At 58.2% G+C, this 15958-nt stretch carries 12 protein-coding genes; 4 read left to right on the forward strand and 8 right to left on the reverse strand.

Translation table 11 applies throughout. The features are described from left to right. Positions 1-15: 15 nt before the first annotated feature. From A1355_RS17950 to A1355_RS17985, 8 genes are all read right to left on the reverse strand, one after another. The gene (locus A1355_RS17950; RefSeq protein ID WP_231883718.1) at positions 16-1779 is read right to left on the reverse strand and encodes a glycosyltransferase; all 1764 of its coding nucleotides are present in this window, start codon (positions 1777-1779) and stop codon (positions 16-18) included. A gap of 79 nt (positions 1780-1858) precedes the next feature. Further along, entirely contained in the window at positions 1859-3250 is a 1392-nt protein-coding gene (locus A1355_RS17955; RefSeq protein WP_064030652.1) for a radical SAM protein, read from the reverse strand. A gap of 18 nt (positions 3251-3268) precedes the next feature. After that, on the reverse strand, positions 3269-4339 hold the full coding sequence (locus A1355_RS17960; protein ID WP_064030653.1) for an alpha-ketoacid dehydrogenase subunit beta: 1071 nt from the start codon (positions 4337-4339) through the stop codon (positions 3269-3271). Then, positions 4332-5300, reverse strand: coding sequence for a thiamine pyrophosphate-dependent dehydrogenase E1 component subunit alpha (locus tag A1355_RS17965; protein WP_064030654.1), 969 nt, complete (start codon positions 5298-5300; stop codon positions 4332-4334). The genes A1355_RS17960 and A1355_RS17965 overlap by 8 nt, the downstream gene beginning before the upstream one ends. Next, complete coding sequence (locus A1355_RS17970) at positions 5297-6817, reverse strand: PfkB family carbohydrate kinase (RefSeq protein ID WP_064030655.1); 1521 nt, start codon at positions 6815-6817, stop codon at positions 5297-5299. The genes A1355_RS17965 and A1355_RS17970 overlap by 4 nt, the downstream gene beginning before the upstream one ends. 4 nt (positions 6818-6821) lie before the next feature. Further along, positions 6822-7385 (reverse strand): SIS domain-containing protein, encoded by a 564-nt coding sequence (locus tag A1355_RS17975; protein WP_064030656.1) that lies wholly within the window; start codon positions 7383-7385, stop codon positions 6822-6824. Between the two features lie 9 nt (positions 7386-7394). Then, positions 7395-8381, reverse strand: coding sequence for an SDR family oxidoreductase (locus tag A1355_RS17980; RefSeq protein ID WP_064030657.1), 987 nt, complete (start codon positions 8379-8381; stop codon positions 7395-7397). Positions 8382-8390: 9 nt separating this feature from the next. Continuing rightward, positions 8391-9491 (reverse strand): radical SAM protein, encoded by a 1101-nt coding sequence (locus A1355_RS17985; protein WP_064030658.1) that lies wholly within the window; start codon positions 9489-9491, stop codon positions 8391-8393. 352 nt (positions 9492-9843) lie between these two features. On the opposite strand from A1355_RS17985, the gene A1355_RS17990 reads away from it, so the two are divergent. The 4 genes from A1355_RS17990 (at position 9844) to A1355_RS18005 (ending at position 15931) form a co-directional block, all read left to right on the forward strand. Further along, positions 9844-11040: a nidogen-like domain-containing protein gene (locus tag A1355_RS17990; protein WP_064030659.1), complete on the forward strand. Its 1197-nt coding sequence runs from the start codon at positions 9844-9846 to the stop codon at positions 11038-11040. A gap of 348 nt (positions 11041-11388) precedes the next feature. Next, positions 11389-12606, forward strand: a complete 1218-nt coding sequence (locus A1355_RS17995) for an efflux RND transporter periplasmic adaptor subunit (RefSeq protein WP_082885631.1) — start codon at positions 11389-11391, stop codon at positions 12604-12606. Further along, complete coding sequence (locus A1355_RS18000) at positions 12603-14540, forward strand: MacB family efflux pump subunit (RefSeq protein ID WP_064030660.1); 1938 nt, start codon at positions 12603-12605, stop codon at positions 14538-14540. The genes A1355_RS17995 and A1355_RS18000 overlap by 4 nt, the downstream gene beginning before the upstream one ends. Continuing rightward, a complete protein-coding gene (locus A1355_RS18005; RefSeq protein ID WP_064030661.1) occupies positions 14537-15931 on the forward strand; it encodes an efflux transporter outer membrane subunit in 1395 nt (464 codons plus the stop codon). The genes A1355_RS18000 and A1355_RS18005 overlap by 4 nt, the downstream gene beginning before the upstream one ends. Positions 15932-15958 lie beyond the last annotated feature (27 nt).

Consider the following 15958-nt stretch of genomic DNA (forward strand, 5'->3'; position numbering starts at 1 on the left):
TCATTTCAGGTTGGATTAGCGGCCGACAAACATTGAAATCCGGCTCTGCTTGGCTTGGCTAAGTTCACCGATATTGCTGTGTTTAATAAAGTTATCGACGGCTGCGGTATAAGTAAACCGTTCGGCAATAACCGTGGGTGAAAGCGCCGGCCGGACTTGTGTTTTTAATATCTCCAGCAATTCCCAACGGGTTTTAAAAAACAAACAGGCGTCGTCCCAGTGCGGCTTTTCCGCCACGTCGCGGCAATCGTAGACCAGCGGAATGCAGCCGCAGGCCGCGGCTTCGGCCAAACGTTGGGAATTGATTTCGAAAGGATGGGACACCAGCGCGTAACGCGCCGAACGATACACATCGGCAACCTGCGTGCCGTGTTTCAACTCGCCGTTGAAATGGGCGGCCACATCGGGATCTTGCTCCCAGTAGCGCCCGTAAATTTCTACTGGCATTGCCGTGGATTCGCACAGCCATTTCACCGAATAATCGCGTATTGCGTAATGCAATAAATTCCAAAATACGAAGGCGGGCGGCAATCCAAAGCGTACCGCGATTTCCCCGGCCATCGCCTCGGTGACAATCTCGCCGTTATCTATTTTATCGATAAAAATCTCTACAATTTCGCGCTGCTCCGGACGACTTAAATCGACCGAGTTGAGATACGAACTACCGACGAATACCACTTTGTTTTGCCGCTCGATGTCGCCATCGGTATTGAATATCTCGTCATCGACCGCGAAATGTTGGCGAACGATATTTTTCGCACCGGTTAACGCCAAATGGCGGTCGAGTACCGGCGAAATCGAAAACACATAGTCATTGCCTCGCCAACGCAAGGCTTTATGTTCGGTAATTTGCGGCATGCTGTCCTGCCACCAAGAGATATGCGTGACCTTATCGTTAAGCGCCAAATTGTTTAATTGATTGACGTAAAAAATAACGTGGGGATTAAATTCGATATAGTTTCGGTAGAACTTAATCAGGTTATTGGTTTCCATTTCCCCGTCTTCCATGTAAAACCATACTTGGTATCCGCGCTTTTCGAAGGCCTTGGCGACCGCCCGCGAGCAATATTGCATAACCGTGGTCAGTCGGCTCGACGGCAACATGATTTTCAGCGGCTCGCCGTCGTGGAATTTGGGGGTTACTTGTTTCGCTTGCGCCAGCAATTGCGAAATCAAGGTCCGCCGCTGCTGTTTAACTTCATTAACGATCGTCTCGAATCCGCTCCGAATCGAGGTTTTTAACTCGTCTTCCAATTCGTCGGGCAATTCGATTTTCGTCGGCAACCGGTAAGCGGTATCGACGAAGAATTCGATGGCTTGATCCAATTCCAAATGCAGCAGATTTTCTATGCCGTGCTCGGGTAGTTCCCCGCGGTAATAACAGATTTGCAAACCGTCTATCGTCGGATGTCCGCAATAAATTCGGTTCCGTTGTTTGGCGACATTTAACGCTAATAACGGATCGGCGAAAAAACTGTCCGCATGAATATAATCGACGACTTTATATTGCGTACGCTGCTGATGAATTTCGTCGATAATATCGGCCGGCATCTCGTTGAAATGCACGACGCCCTCGTGCGAAATAGCAATTAACTCAGGTATCGGCAAATGATTATGCGAAAAGAATTCGCTAAAATTGTCGGCGGGTACCTGAATAAAGTTATGCAATACAATGTCGGTGAGCGGACCGTCGTAATAGCAATATTGCGGCCGAGTCCGGCCGTTTTCGACCACCGGATTTTGTTTAAGCGCGGTCAGGTAGGCATCTTCTATATTCATAAAAAATGCATCCTTCGCCGAATCGTGTTGGCTTTGCGTCTCGCTCACTGGATTCATCGCGCCCCCGGTTTGGTCGATATTAAATAAAATTAATATGTTCCGGCGGATTTTTTAAATCCCACAGAAACTTATTCACATAATCCTGGCGGCAGCCGATCGCGCAATCTTTGTGTACATCGACCGACTCGGCGACATCTTTGTGCACCTGCCAGTAGCGCTCGCTGTTGGCGACCAGGTCGTAGAACGAATCGCTGTGCAGATCGCCGATGTAAAAGCGTTCCTTGTTGAAAAACGGTCCGCACGGATAGATTTTGCCGTTGCCGGAAATCTGCAACAAAAACGGCGTACCGAAGCATTGGTCGTATTTGCGGTAGCCGTCCTTGTACAGATTGGTTTCGCCGGCGGCGTTGATCTTGTTCCATTTGGCCTGCACCACGTAGTGCTCGTTGCTCAGCGCTTCGGCCTGTTTCAATAGGTCGTTGACGTTAAGATAGGCGTCGTAGTCGATGCCGATTTCCTTGTATTCGGAATCCGAGCAATGTTTGATGACGAAGTAATCCACGCCCAATTCGGCACCCAGCTTGGCTTCGGCCAGCACTTCGTCGAAGCACTCGGGGATCAGGACCATTTGCAGGCCTATCGTGCATTTGTAATTATTTTCTTTCTTGATTTTGACCAGTTCGCGGATCTTGGCGATCAGCAAGTCGAAATTGCCTTCCACCGACTGATGCACCCGGCGAAAACCTTCCGGCGTGCCGGCGGACAGGTTGAAGCGAATGTAGCTCATGTTTTTCAGCAGGTCGTGGGCGCGATCCATGTCCAAGGCGATGCCGTTGGTCGCCATCGCGGTGTCTATGCCCAATTCGCCGGCCAACACGGTCGCGTCGTACAAAGTCGGATTCAGCGTCGGCTCGCCGTCGCCAATGAAACCCAACGAGCGCACGCCCAGCTTGCCGCAGTCGCGCACGAAATTTAGCAGCGCCTCGCGGCCTATCATCGCGCCTTTGGTCATGTTCTGTACCACCGCATAGCAGTACAAGCAGGCCGTATTGCAGAACTTGGTCAAACCCATGTCGATATGCACCGGGGCGAAACGCTGGCCGTTTTGCCAAGCCTGCACCCGGTCCAAGTGATGCATCATCTTGTGGCCGTCGAAGCGGAAGCGTTCGCGCTGGGTACGAAAACTGGGACCGGTGAACTGGTTGGGCACCGAAGGCTCGTGTTCGCAACCGGCCTCCAGGCGCACGATGCCTTCCTGGCCGTCGTGCGACACGGTCTTGAATTTCTGCCCCGGCAAACGGCTTAACTGGCTAGTGTCGATGACCTGATAGTCTTGCGACAACGCGCTGCGATCGACGATCTGATTGGAGGTGCGCAACTTGTGGCCGGGCTTGTTGAACAACGGCGCGTCTTCCGGGATGGAAGTGACTGCGGCATTGCCGAATCGGTTGATTTGCTCAGGTTTGGACATGGCGAGTTCTCGAATAAGTTAAAACGGGCCGACGAAACTGCGGTCGGGCTGATCCTTGGCCAAATCGGATTGCAATTGCCGCCGGACGCTGTCTAGTAGCGGCCGGCGATCCAATAACTCCAGCACCGTCTCGGCGATGCGCTCCGCGCCGGGGTAGTAATGGTTGGCTAAAAAATGCGTGGTCGGAACCGGATGGTTGGGATAGGCGATCAGGCGCGGCGCTTGTTTTAGCGTGTGCGGCTGCCGTTGATACAAGCGCGAGATCAAGGTATGGCCGAGCGACGCCATTTCCGGCGCGCAATCGGCCACCAGCAACAAGCCGGTTTCGGCGGCCGAGCGTGCGACAGCATCGACATCCAGCGGCGTCAGGCAGCGCATGTCCACCACGTCGGTTTCGATACCGTGTTCGGCCAGTACGGCGGCGGCCTTCAACGCTTCAATCGTCATATGCGAGAACGCGGCGATGCTGATGTCGCGGCCTTCGCGCAAGCGCGCCGCGCCGCTCAAGCCGGCGGCGGGCCGGTCTTTATCGACTTGGCCGATCACATGATGCAGCCAGCGGTGTTCGACGAACAACACCGGGCCGTCGTCGGCGATCGCGTCCAGCATGAAATGGTAGGCGTCGCCGGCCGTGGTCGGCATCACCACCTTCAGGCCGGGAACCTGGGCGAACATCGCTTGCAAGCTTTGCGAATGCTGCGGCCCCTGCCCCCAGCCGCGGCCGATGATGACTCTCACCACCAGCGGCACGCTTTGCTTGCCGTCGAACATGTAATGCCATTTGGCCGCGTTGTTGACTAGTTGATCCATCGCCAGCAACGCAAAATCGATGCGCTGATGCACCAGCACCGGCCGCATGCCGGCCAGCGCCGCGCCGATGCAGATGCCGGTCATGCCGTTTTCGGCCAGCGGCATGTCCAGCACCCGCTTGGCGCCGTATTTCTCGCGCAAGCCTTGGGTGGTGGCGAAAATGGTTTTCGGATCGGGCACGCCCTCGCCGATCAACAGCATGTCCGGAAACCGCGCCAACCCGTCGTCCAAGGCCTCGCGGATCGCCGCGCCGTAACTCAAGGTCAAGATCTCAGACATACACATGCCGCTCCATGCTCGCCAACACCGGCGCCGGGCCGGCCAAGGCTTCGGCGAAGGCTTCGGCGATTTCGGCGCCGACCTGTTGCTCGATTTCGAGCAATACCTCCGCGCCGACGCCGGCATCGGCAAGCGCCCGGCCGCTATACAGCAACGGACAGCGCTGTTTCCAAGCCAACAGCTCGCCGGGCATGCGGTAGCCCAGCTCGTCGTCCTCGTTCGGTCCGCAATGTTCCGGCCAGCGATGGGTATGCAATTCCAAGAACTGCGGGCCCTCGCCGTCGCGGGCGGCGGCGATGGCGTTTTCCGCCAGCGCATGGACGTGTTCGACTTTATTGCCGTCGCCGCTGACGGCCTGCAAGCCGTGGGCGGCAGCAATTTGATAAATGTCGCGAGCCGGCTGGCGTTCGTATAACGGCGTCATCACCGAGTATTGGTTGTTCTCGCAAACCATCACCAGCGGAAGATTTTTCAGCACCGCGAAATTCATGGTCTCGTGCAACACGCCTTCCTCGAAACAGCCGTCGCCGAAAAACACCACCACGACGTTGTTTGAATTCCGGCGCTGTTCGCCCCAGGCGTAGCCGGCCGCGACCGGCACCGTGCCGCCGACGATGGGTGTGGAGGCGATAAAACCGGCCGATAAATCACTCAAATGCATCGAACCGCCACGCCCGCCGCAACATCCAGCGGCTAAACCGTACAGTTCGGCGATCAGGCCGACCAGACTGCCACCCTTGGCCAGATAGTGACCGTGGCCGCGATGGTTGCTGAAGACCTTGTCGCTCTCGGTCAGATGCGCGCAAACGCCGACCGCGATGGCTTCCTCGCCGATGCACAAATGGGTCGGGCAACGCATGTGCTGCTCGGCGTAACGGGCGGCGATGGCCTCTTCGGCACGGCGGATGCGCAGCATCCGGTAATACAAATCTTGCAGTTCGGCGGTTGTCGGCACGTTCATTTGAGCAAGGTGGTGATGTATTTGAACAAAGCCACCGCCCGCACCGGCTCGCGGTTGCAGACGATTTGCACGTCCAGCGCCGCCGCCGCGCTACCGGCGAACAAGGCCGCGTCCGGCGCCAAGCCGGCGCCCAGACACAAGCCGGCCACCGACAAGAAGGCATCGCCGGCGCCGATGCGGTCCACCACTTTGGACGACAGGGCCGGAATCTTGTACTGGGTCTTGGCTTGATCCAGCAGCAACGCGCCCTTGGTGCCACGGGTGATCGCGATGTGGCTGGCCGCCAGCCTGTCGGCCAACTGTCCGGCCAGTTCCTCGATCGCCCCGCCTCTGTCGTGTACCGCCAAACGCAATTCCGGTTCGTTCATCGACAGGAAATTGGCGCGCGGATAGCGGGTGATCAAATGGTAACCGCGATTGCCGCTGTTAACTTGGGCGTTGACGGCCAGGAACTTGGCGCCGGCGCACAAGGCCGCGACCATGTCGCCGGAAATGAAACCGTTGCCGAAGTCCGGCACGATCACGACGTCGAAATCGCGCAAATGCCGTTCCAGCCAGGCCACGATCTTGCGGTTGACTTCCACCGGCAACGGGGCGTCGTTGTAAAAATACACCTCGAACAACTTGGCGATGTCGGCATCGACATAGCGGCGCTTGACGATGGTCGGCCGATCCTGGCTAAAGAAAAACACCGGATCGATGTTGGGATTCAAATTAGTGCGGATGAAGTCTTCGTGGCTTTTAGTCGCGCCCAACCCGGACAACAAGGTCACGTTGCCGGCAAACTCGGCCACGTGGTTGGCGACCGCGATCGCGCCGCCGGCGAAGCGTTCGTAGTCGTTGTATTTGACCGAAAACACGTTGCCCTTGCCGGACTGGCCCAAGGCCGAGGTGTAATGGTATTCGTCGACGATGGCCTCGCCGACAACCAGCACGTTCAAGCCCTGCAAGCGCTTAAGCTGGTCTATCATCGCGTTGGCGGAAATCCGCTCCTTGAATTCGTCCAAGTAAGCGGAAATTTCCGGCGAGAACACCTCGAAATATTCGTTCAGCAAACGGGTGGAACTGGACGTCAGTTCGTCGGTGAAAAACACCTTGCCGCCGTGGCGCTCGACCGCGTCCTGCTCGTGCTGAATATTGCCGGTCAAATCGTCGCTGGTGCTCTTGTAGTCGCTGCCCTTGACGTACAAATCCGGCTTGACCGCATCCAGCACGTTGACGGCCGTCACGGCATGGTTGATCGCCACGCTATCCACGCAAGCCAGCGCGGCAATGTTTTCGGCGCGCAAATATTGGTTGAACACCGGCCTACCGGGGCCTTTGTTGACGTATTCGTCGGCGGTGACGCTAACCAGCAGGGCATCAGCCTCCCGCGCGGCGGCCTGTAAATGGCGGATATGGCCGATGTGCAATAAATCGAAAGTGCCGTGACACAGCGCCACGGTTTTGCCTGCCGCCTTCAATTCGGCGGAACGCTGGGCCAGTTGCTCGATCGAGACGATTTTGGACGTGGACATAAGCCTACTTTTTAATCAATTGATCGGTAATGTGGTGCAGCACGAACAAATGCGCCAACTCGACCATGCCGTAATGGTTGCTGTCCAGCCAGACGTTCCAGCGCCCTAACCGGCGCAACGGATTGTCGGGCTTGAAACCGCTCAGGGTCAGCACCGCCAAGCCCTTGGCATTGGCCGCCGCCACCGCGTTGACGATGTTGGCCGACTGCCCGGAGCTGCTGATCGCGATCAGCACATCGTCCGGATAAGCGAAGGCCGAGACTTGCTTGGCGAAAGCCTGTTCGTAACCGAAATCGTTGGTAAAACAGGTCAGCGGCGCGGCTTCGTGCAGGGTCAACGCGCACAAACCGCCGACATTACGCAGATCGGTGATGACATGGCTGGCTATCGCCGCGCTGCCGCCGTTACCTAAAATGATGACTTTGGCCTGTTGCTGCTTGACCCGCGCGAATTCGGACAAAACGTCGGCTACAACGCCTTCGCCGTCCAAAGCAGCCCCGTCCGCCGCGTTGAAACGGCAGCCCGCCATCAGTTCGGCGAATTGTCCCGCGGCTTGTACTAATGGCATCGCGACCTCCTATTTATCCAGGTATTTAAACCAATCGGCGGTGGCGTCGGCGATCGACGCCGACGTCCACAGCGGCGCTTCCCGCCAATAATCGATGTGCGCCAGCATGTTGGCGACGCCTTGTTCGAAACTGACTTGCGGTTGCCAGCCCAGTTTCTCGCGAATCTTGCAAGTGTCGGCGAAGGTGCAGTCCGGCTCGCCGGGTCGTTTGGGAATATATTCCACCGGGCCGCCCAACAAGCCGACCAATTGATTCACGCTGTAAGTGCCGCCGCTGCCGACGTTCATCACTTCGCCGGCTAAGCCCGACTCGGCGGCGGCGATAAAGGCATTGGCCACGTCGGTGACGTAAGTAAAGTCGCGGGTTTGGGTGCCGTCGCCGACCACGGTAAACGGCTTGCCGTTGAGCTTTTGCGCCAAAAACACGCCGAACACCGCGCCGTAAGCCCCGGTGGTGCGGGCGTGCGGGCCGTAGACGTTGAACAAGCGCAGCGATAGCGCCGGCAGGCCGTACAACTGCGCCCAGTGCAGCACTAATTCTTCCCCCAAATATTTGGTCAGCGCATAGGGATATTGCGGCTTGACCGGCGCGGTTTCCGGCGTTGGGAACTGTTCGGCCAGGCCGTAGCAGGACGACGAAGCGGCGTAGACAAAACGCCCGACCCCGGCGGCGCGGGAAGCTTCCAGTACGTTGAAGGTGCCGTCGACATTGGTTTCGTAATAGGCGCGCGGCTTTTCGATGGAGGGTACGATGTCGGCCAAACCGGCCAGATGAAACACCCAATCTGCGCCGTCGAATAAGGGTGCGATGGCGGCAAATTCCCGAATGTCTGCCTGTTGAAACGCGAAGCGGTCCTGGCCCAGCAAATCGGCGATGGTTTCCTTGCGGCCGCCGATCAGGCTATCGATGACTTGGACCGAATGGCCCAGGCGCCACAGCTCGCGGCTGAGATGACTGCCGATAAACCCGGCGCCGCCGGTAACAATAACCTTCATGATTTGTCCTTAAATGAAATTGACATGGGCGGGTTGGTTGTCGGCCAGTTTGTCCAAATATTGATTGACCGCTTCCATCCGGCAGTTCTTGCGGCACTCGTGAATGTCCAGTTCGTGGCCGATGTAATGCCAGTTCGCCCGGCGCTTGTCGCCTTCCCAGATCGCCTGAAAACTTTGTTCGGCAATATTGCCGTAGGCAAAACGCGAGTCGGTCAAATAGGCGCTGCAGCCGTAAACCTCGCCGTCGGCCATGATGTAGGCCCAAAAATACGGCGTGGCGTGACAGGTTTGGTAACGTTGCTCGTCCGACTGGCTGTAATTTTTCATGGTTTGTTCGCGAAACACCACGTTGAAGCCGTCGCCGTTAAAGGCCGCCAGTTCTTCGGCCATGCCCAGCAAATCGTCGTAGCGCAGATTTTCGTAGAGCCGAGTCTCGCTGAACAGGTGTTGGGAATAGGGTTTGACCACCAGATAATCCAGGCCGATGTCCTTGCAAATCCCGGCCAAAATGGCGATTTCGCCGCGGTTTTCGGGTAACAGCAAAATCTGCGCGCCTAGCGTGCAAGTCAGGCCATAGGCGCGTTTATGCGCGACGGCGGCTCGCAAATTGTTCAGCACCAAGTCGAAATCGGCCGCCTTGGTACGGTGTATCGCCGCGTAGTTCTCGGCGCTACCGGCGTTCAAGGAGACTTTAATCCACGAAGTCAGCGGCAACGATTGCTCGATAAATTTAGTGTTCATCAGGGTGCCGTTGGTGGTGAACGACACGTCGATACCGGCATCCACGGTGGCTTTGACGATTTCGTTGATCTCCTTGTGCAGCATAGGCTCGCCTTCGCCGGCGTACATAATGCTTTTGACGCCCAACCGGCCCATCTCGGCCAAACGATCCGCCAGAATGTTGACGTCCAATCGCTTGGCCTGATAGCCGATGTAATCGACCGCGCAAAAAGTGCAACGATGGTTGCAGGCACCGACCGGCGAGATTTCCATGTAGATCGGGTAGACCGATTTGGCGAGTTCCCAGTCCTGCCTGCCGTCCAGCCATTGAGCGACGCGCTTGGGGTGGTACACCAATTTATGACTGTCGATGCCGTATTTGTCCGTCATATTTTTGTCGCTTGCCGGTGAAAAACGCTATTGTCCCAGTAAAAGCGATAATTGTGCCAACGGGATACCTATTAAGTGTAGCGTCCGGCCGGACGAATGCGGAAATGTCCGCGCGCACCGTCAACATCCAATGCAGGCTTACCGGAACCGCTTGCCGCAGCGCGCACCTAGCCAGCCAGCCGAGTTTCTATCAAAAATTTTGATTGACATCACAAAATTTCGCTCGATAGAATGGAACCGTCGCAATAATTGTCACACGATTGTCATAAATACAAGGCGAAGAGCTGGAAAACAATCGGGAGCAAACACTTGCGCGACACCAGTCCATCACAATTGCAGCAAGGAGAGTGGAATGAAAGCACTGATAGTCGGCGGAATTCTGTCCCTGACGTTAGCGGTACCCGGTTCGGCAAACGCCGTTTCGTTGTTGACGCTGGCGGACGGCACATTCGGCGAGATAGCCCTGACCCCTAACGATGACGAATCGAGTTCGATGTTGAATCTGCCGTTTGCCGTTAATTTTTACGGAAACGTGTTCAACAACTTTTACGTGAACAACAACGGCAATATCACGTTTCAGTCGCCGCTATCCGAATTCACGCCCAGCAGTTTCCCGATCTCCGAACAACCGATGATCGCGCCCTATTGGGCCGATGTCGATACGCGTTGCGACGGTTGCGGCAACGTTTACGTCGGCGCGCCGAACAGCAATACGACCATCGTCACCTGGAACAACGTCGGTTACTACAGCGAACACGCCGACAAAACCAATAACTTCCAACTGGTGTTGCGCAACCAGCAAAACGGCGACTTCGACGTCGAATTTCGCTACGACCGGCTGGAATGGACCACCGGCGACGCCAGCAACGGCAACAACGGCCTAGGCGGCACCCCCGCGCAAGCCGGTTTCGACGCCGGCGACAACGTCAATTACTTCACGCTGCCGGGTTCGTTCACCAGCGATATTCTCGATATTGCCAATAACACCAATGTCGTCAACGGCGATCCCGGCTTCTGGTCGTTCAGCATCCGCAACGGTTTGACGCCCGGCGCAACGCCGTCCAACCCGTTGTTGCCGGTTGTCGTAGACGGCTCTTTTGTCTTCGATTTCAATGTTCAGCCGGAACAACCCATCTTTATCGACCCTGAGGTAGCGGTCGGTTACGACTACGAAGTCACATCCGGTCCCAACATTGCTTCCGTTCTGTTGCCCACCAATCTCGGGGACGGAATTTACGATCTGTACCTTTGGGAGAATACGGAGTACGTGTTCGCGGCGGCATTGACCGCAGGCATTGAGTACTTCTTCGAACCCGGCGGCGTCAGCCGCTTCCGAATTCTGGGCATCGAAGTCAGCGCGGGCCTGGATCCCAACAATCCGCAAGCCTTCGTAACCGGTCTGACCTTCGTCGGTGCCGGCGCGGTCAGCCTGACTCAAACACCGCTGGTCAGCCAAGTGCCGTTGCCCGCTTCCGGACTGCTGATGTTCTCCGGATTGCTGGCTGTCGGTTCCATGAAACGCTCGCGATCCGCACGTTCGGCCGGCTAACGGGTTAGTCGCTACTCCAAAGAGGGGCGGCCGTCGCAAGGGACCGCCCCCACCCTAATGACGGAGTGAAGACTCCTCCCATCCCACTCGAGTTCGAAACGGCGCGTTGACCGCGCCAATGATTTTCGCCCACCTTTACCAAGCTTTACACCCAGCTACGGCTCGACCGTCTTGCCAAGCGTCCGCGCAACACCTAAACTGAACACCGGCTCACTAGCGAGCCGCGATCCCGCCGCCGAATTGTTCAGGCTCGGGAAGATTTACCCACCTACCGCTGTCGAAGCCATCGCCACTACTGCCGGTCGGAATGTTTACTAGTACCAACCGTAATCAACCGATACCGTTGCCATGCCGCCAAACCCGGAGAATAACCGTAGCCGTCAACGTCGGCCCGCGATCATTTTGCTGTTGCTGTTGACTACCGCGATCGCGGCTTATCGCTGGCTGACGCCCACTAATAAGTCCACGGATGCCGACCGCCCCGCGTTAGCGACCGTCACGCTCGGGGACATTGAGGAAACCGTCACCGCTCAAGGCAAACTCGAGCCCAAGGAATACGTGGATGTCGGCGCCCAAGTCACCGGTCAGTTACAAAAAATCCAAGTCAAAATCGGTGACAATGTCGAGGCCGGCCAACTACTGGCGCAGATCGATCCGCGAATTTATGCGGCTCGGGTCGCCGCCGACGAAGCCAATATCAAGAACCTGCAAGCGCAATTGCGCGGTCAACAAGCGCAAGCACTGTTCGCCCGTCAGCAATACGAACGCAACCGGGAATTGCTGGTCAGCCACGGCGTCAGCGTCCAGGATTTTCAAAACAGCGAATTCACGTTGAAAAACGCCGACGCCACCGTCGCGGCGCTGGAAGCGCAAATCGAGCAATTGCAATCGACGCTGAACGGCGATAAAACCAATTTGGGCTACACCAAAATCTACGCGTCGATGGCCGGCACGATGGTCGATCAAAAGGCCCGCGAGGGCCAAACGTTAAACGCCAATCAAACCACGCCGATGATCCTGCAGTTGGCGAAACTGGACACGATGACGGTACGCGCCCAAGTCGCCGAAGCCGATGTGATGCGGCTCCACCCGGCCATGGCGGTATATTTCACGACGATGGGCTCGGGCGAGCGGCGTTGGCAAGCCACGGTCAGGCAAATACTGCCGACGCCGGAAGTCATCAACAACGTCGTACTGTATAACGTGTTGGTCGACGTCGACAACCGCGACCGGCAATTGATGACCGGCATGAGCGCCCAGATGTTTTTCGTGCTGGGCAAGGCCGAGCAAGTCCCGCTAATACCGATCAACGCGCTCGGCGCCCGCGACCGCCGCAACGACAGCGACTTGGGAGACGCCTATCGCGTCAAGGTCGCCGGCCCGGACGGCGGCGAGAAAGTCGTCCAAATCGGCTTGCGCAATCGCCGTTTCGCCGAAGTTCGGGCCGGACTGGCGGTCGGCGACCGGGTCGAACCGCCCGCCGGCGGCGAAGACAAGATCAAAAACCGCCGTAAGGACCCCGGACCGCTCGGTCCGAACGCGGCGCCCGGAGTACCGCGCCTATGAATCAAACGCCATTGCTGCAACTGACCGACATTCAGCGCGTCTATCCGAACGGCGACGCCACGGTTCGAGCGTTGGACGGCGTCTCGCTGACGATTTGGCCCGGCGAATTCGTCGCGATCGTCGGCCAGTCCGGGTCGGGCAAGTCGACGCTGATGAACTTGATCGGCTGCCTGGACCGCGCCGACGCCGGCGCTTACCGGGTGCTCGGTCGCGACGTGGCCGACCTGGACCCCGACCAACTGGCCGCGCTACGGCGGGATAGCTTCGGTTTCGTATTCCAACGCTACAATTTGCTGAATACCGCCACCGCCACCGAAAACGTCGAAATACCAGCCCTCTACGCCGGCCTACCGAAGCTCGAACGCCGACGACGCGCCTTGCAGCTGTTAAGCAAACTGGGTCTGGCCGAGCGTGGCGAGCACCGACCGATGCAACTTTCCGGCGGCCAGCAGCAACGGGTCGCAATCGCCCGTGCCTTGATAAACGACCCGCCGGTGATTCTGGCCGACGAACCGACCGGCGCGCTGGACAGTCACAGCGGCATGGAGGTGATGAGTCTGCTCGGCAATCTGCACGCCGAAGGCCGCACGGTATTGTTGATCACGCACGACGAAAAAATCGCGGCCCATGCGCAACGCGTGATTCATATCGCCGACGGCAAGATCGTCGGCGACGGGGAAGCTAATATCGGCGGTTCGGCCCTGCCGCCGCCGGCGCACCCCGGCATCGGCGGCGCCGGGCTGGCGGCGGAACTGGGCGAAGCAGCCAAGACCGCGCTACGCTCGCTACGCGTCAACCTGTTTCGCACCGCGCTAACCTTGCTGGGCATCGTCATCGGCGTCGCCGCCGTCGTGACCATGCTAGCGGTCGGCCAAGGCAGCCAGGAAAAAGTGCTGGAGCAAATGCGGGCGATGGGCACCGACATCCTATCGATCCGCCCCGGCCTGCCGGGCTTTCGCGGTGGCGGCGACGTGGCCACCTTGACACTCGCCGATACCGACGCGATCGCGGAACTGGCCAACGTCGCATCGGCCGCGCCGGAACGCAACGGCCGGATGACCGTGCGTTACGGTAGCGTCGATTACGCGACCAGCGTGCAAGGCGTCGCGTCCAGCATGCCGTGGGTACGCGACTGGCCGGTCGCGCTTGGCGATTTTTTCGACGACCGCGACCAGCGGCGCTACGCGCCGGTGGTGGTATTGGGCGAAACGGTACGCAAACTGTTGTTCGCCGAAGGCGAAGACCCGCTGGGCCGTTTCGTGATGATAGGCAATATTCCGTTCGAAGTGATCGGGGTAATGGCAACCAAGGGTGCCGACGCCCAAGGCAGCGACCGCGACGACGCGGTGTTCGTACCGATTACGACCGGCCTGACCCGTTTGTTCGGCCAGAAGTATCTGGGGGGTGTCACGGTGCGGGTCGAGGACGTCGTTAAGATCGACGCCACCCAACAAGCGATCACCGATTTGCTGATCGCCCGTCACCAGACCGAGGATTTCCGGATACGCAACATGGCCTCGATTATCGAATCGGCCACCGAAACCCAGAATACCTTTACCTTGATGCTAGGCATTGTCGCCGCTATTTCCTTGCTGGTCGGCGGCATAGGCGTCATGAACATCATGTTGGTCAGCGTCACCGAACGCACCCGCGAAATCGGTATCCGTATTGCCACCGGCGCCCGGCGCCGCGATATTTTGTTGCAATTCAACACCGAAGCCGCGGTGGTCTGTACCTTGGGCGGATTAATGGGCGTGTTGCTGGGATTTGCCGCCGGTTACGTTTTGAAGTACTTCGAGATGGCGGTGCTGTTTTCGCCGCTACCGGCGATCCTCGCTTTTTCCTGCGCCTTCGGTACCGGCGTGTTATTCGGCTACCTACCGGCCCGCAAGGCCGCCTTTCTGGATCCGGTCGTGGCCTTGGCGGCGGAATGACCAAGAAAGCCCGACATCCAGCGCTCCTACTTGCGTTACTAAGCCTGAACGCCGGCTGTAACCTGTTGTCCGACTACCGACGTCCCAGCGCCGAAACGCCGACGCAGTGGCGGGAAGCGCGCGCGGACGATCCGGCCGATATCGATGAGCAATGGTGGCGAGCTTTCTCCAGCGAGCAACTCAACCTTTTGATCGGCGAAGCCTTGGCCGCCAACAAGGATCTGGCCGCGGCCGTTCAACGGATAGCGCAAGCGCGCGCTCAAGCCAGAATCGCCGGTGCCGACCTCTGGCCCAGTGCGACGTTGGACGGCAACTTCAGCGACAGCCGCAACGAACTGAGCGACAGCCAGAAAACCAGCGGCCAAATCGACATCGCTTACGAGGTGGATTTGTGGGGCGCCAATCGGGCCAAGCGCGACGCCGGCGGCGCTCGCGTGCTGAGCCAGCTGTTCGCCCGCGACGCGCTACGGCTGGTCGTAATGGCCGACATCGGCCAGACCTATTTCAACCTGCTGGCCCTCCAAGAACGCCGGCAAATCGCGGCCGATTTCCTGGAAACGGTCGGCGCGATCTTGACTATCGTCGAAGCTCGCCAACGAGCCGGCGCGGCCTACGAACTGGAAGTGGCCCAGCAACGCACGGCCCATGCCAATGCCCGCGCCAGCCTAGACCAGCTGATCCAGCAACAAGCGCTGGCGGAAAACAGTTTGGCGATTTTACTCGGCCACCCGCCGCAACATTTACACTTGGCGCCGGCGCGATTCGCCGATCTGGCGACACCGAGCATTCCCGCCTCGCAGCCCGCCGACCTATTACAGCGAAGACCGGACATCGGTCAATTGGAAATGGAGCTGGTGGCCGCCAATGCCGATATCGCCGTGGCGCGCGCCGCGTTTTATCCGAAGTTGCAGTTGAGCCTAAGCAGCGTGCTTGCCAACCCGCAACCGGCCGGCGTGGCGGCGAGTCTGGCGGCCGGACTTTCCCAGCCGCTGTTCCAAGGCGGGCGCTTGGAAGCCGCTCTGGACTACGCATTAGCCGCGAATGCCGAGTTGATCGAAAACTACCGACAAACCGTGTTGACCGCCTTCAAGGAAGTCGAGGACGCCGCCGCGACCTTCGCCAACAGCCGCCGCCGTCTGCAAGCCCTACAAAGCGCCGCGGAGCAGGCCAAGTTGGCTTACCGGATTTCCGAGGACCGTTACCGTTTGGGCGCGGTGGATTTCCAAGCATTGTTGAATGCGCAGAGCAGTTACCTGAGCACCGAAAACAACCGCGTCCAAGCAAGATTGGATGTGTTGACCGCTCAAATACAAATGTATAAAGCTTTAGGGGGTGGTTGGTCGCTGGTCGAGCAAAACACCGATCCGACGGCGCAAGTCTTGTCGCCCTAGCTAACAAGAAAACGCAATCACGCAAGT

Origin of the sequence: Methylomonas koyamae (assembly GCF_001644025.1) — a bacterium.
Classification (GTDB): Bacteria; Pseudomonadota; Gammaproteobacteria; order Methylococcales; family Methylomonadaceae; genus Methylomonas; species Methylomonas koyamae_A.

Bases quoted from the DNA above. Each gene is read 5' to 3' on its own strand.
- A1355_RS17955 (WP_064030652.1), bottom strand. From the start codon at position 3,250: ATGTCCAAACCTGAGCAAATCAACCGATTCGGCAATGCCGCAGTCACT.
- A1355_RS17965 (WP_064030654.1), bottom strand. From the start codon at position 5,300: ATGAACGTGCCGACAACCGCCGAACTGCAAGATTTGTATTACCGGATG.
- A1355_RS17980 (WP_064030657.1), bottom strand. From the start codon at position 8,381: ATGAAGGTTATTGTTACCGGCGGCGCCGGGTTTATCGGCAGTCATCTC.
- A1355_RS18005 (WP_064030661.1), top strand. From the start codon at position 14,537: ATGACCAAGAAAGCCCGACATCCAGCGCTCCTACTTGCGTTACTAAGC.
- A1355_RS17975 (WP_064030656.1), bottom strand. From the start codon at position 7,385: ATGCCATTAGTACAAGCCGCGGGACAATTCGCCGAACTGATGGCGGGC.
- A1355_RS17960 (WP_064030653.1), bottom strand. From the start codon at position 4,339: ATGTCTGAGATCTTGACCTTGAGTTACGGCGCGGCGATCCGCGAGGCC.
- A1355_RS17950 (WP_231883718.1), bottom strand. From the start codon at position 1,779: ATGAATATAGAAGATGCCTACCTGACCGCGCTTAAACAAAATCCGGTG.
- A1355_RS17990 (WP_064030659.1), top strand. From the start codon at position 9,844: ATGAAAGCACTGATAGTCGGCGGAATTCTGTCCCTGACGTTAGCGGTA.
- A1355_RS18000 (WP_064030660.1), top strand. From the start codon at position 12,603: ATGAATCAAACGCCATTGCTGCAACTGACCGACATTCAGCGCGTCTAT.
- A1355_RS17985 (WP_064030658.1), bottom strand. From the start codon at position 9,491: ATGACGGACAAATACGGCATCGACAGTCATAAATTGGTGTACCACCCC.
- A1355_RS17970 (WP_064030655.1), bottom strand. From the start codon at position 6,817: ATGTCCACGTCCAAAATCGTCTCGATCGAGCAACTGGCCCAGCGTTCC.
- A1355_RS17995 (WP_082885631.1), top strand. From the start codon at position 11,389: ATGCCGCCAAACCCGGAGAATAACCGTAGCCGTCAACGTCGGCCCGCG.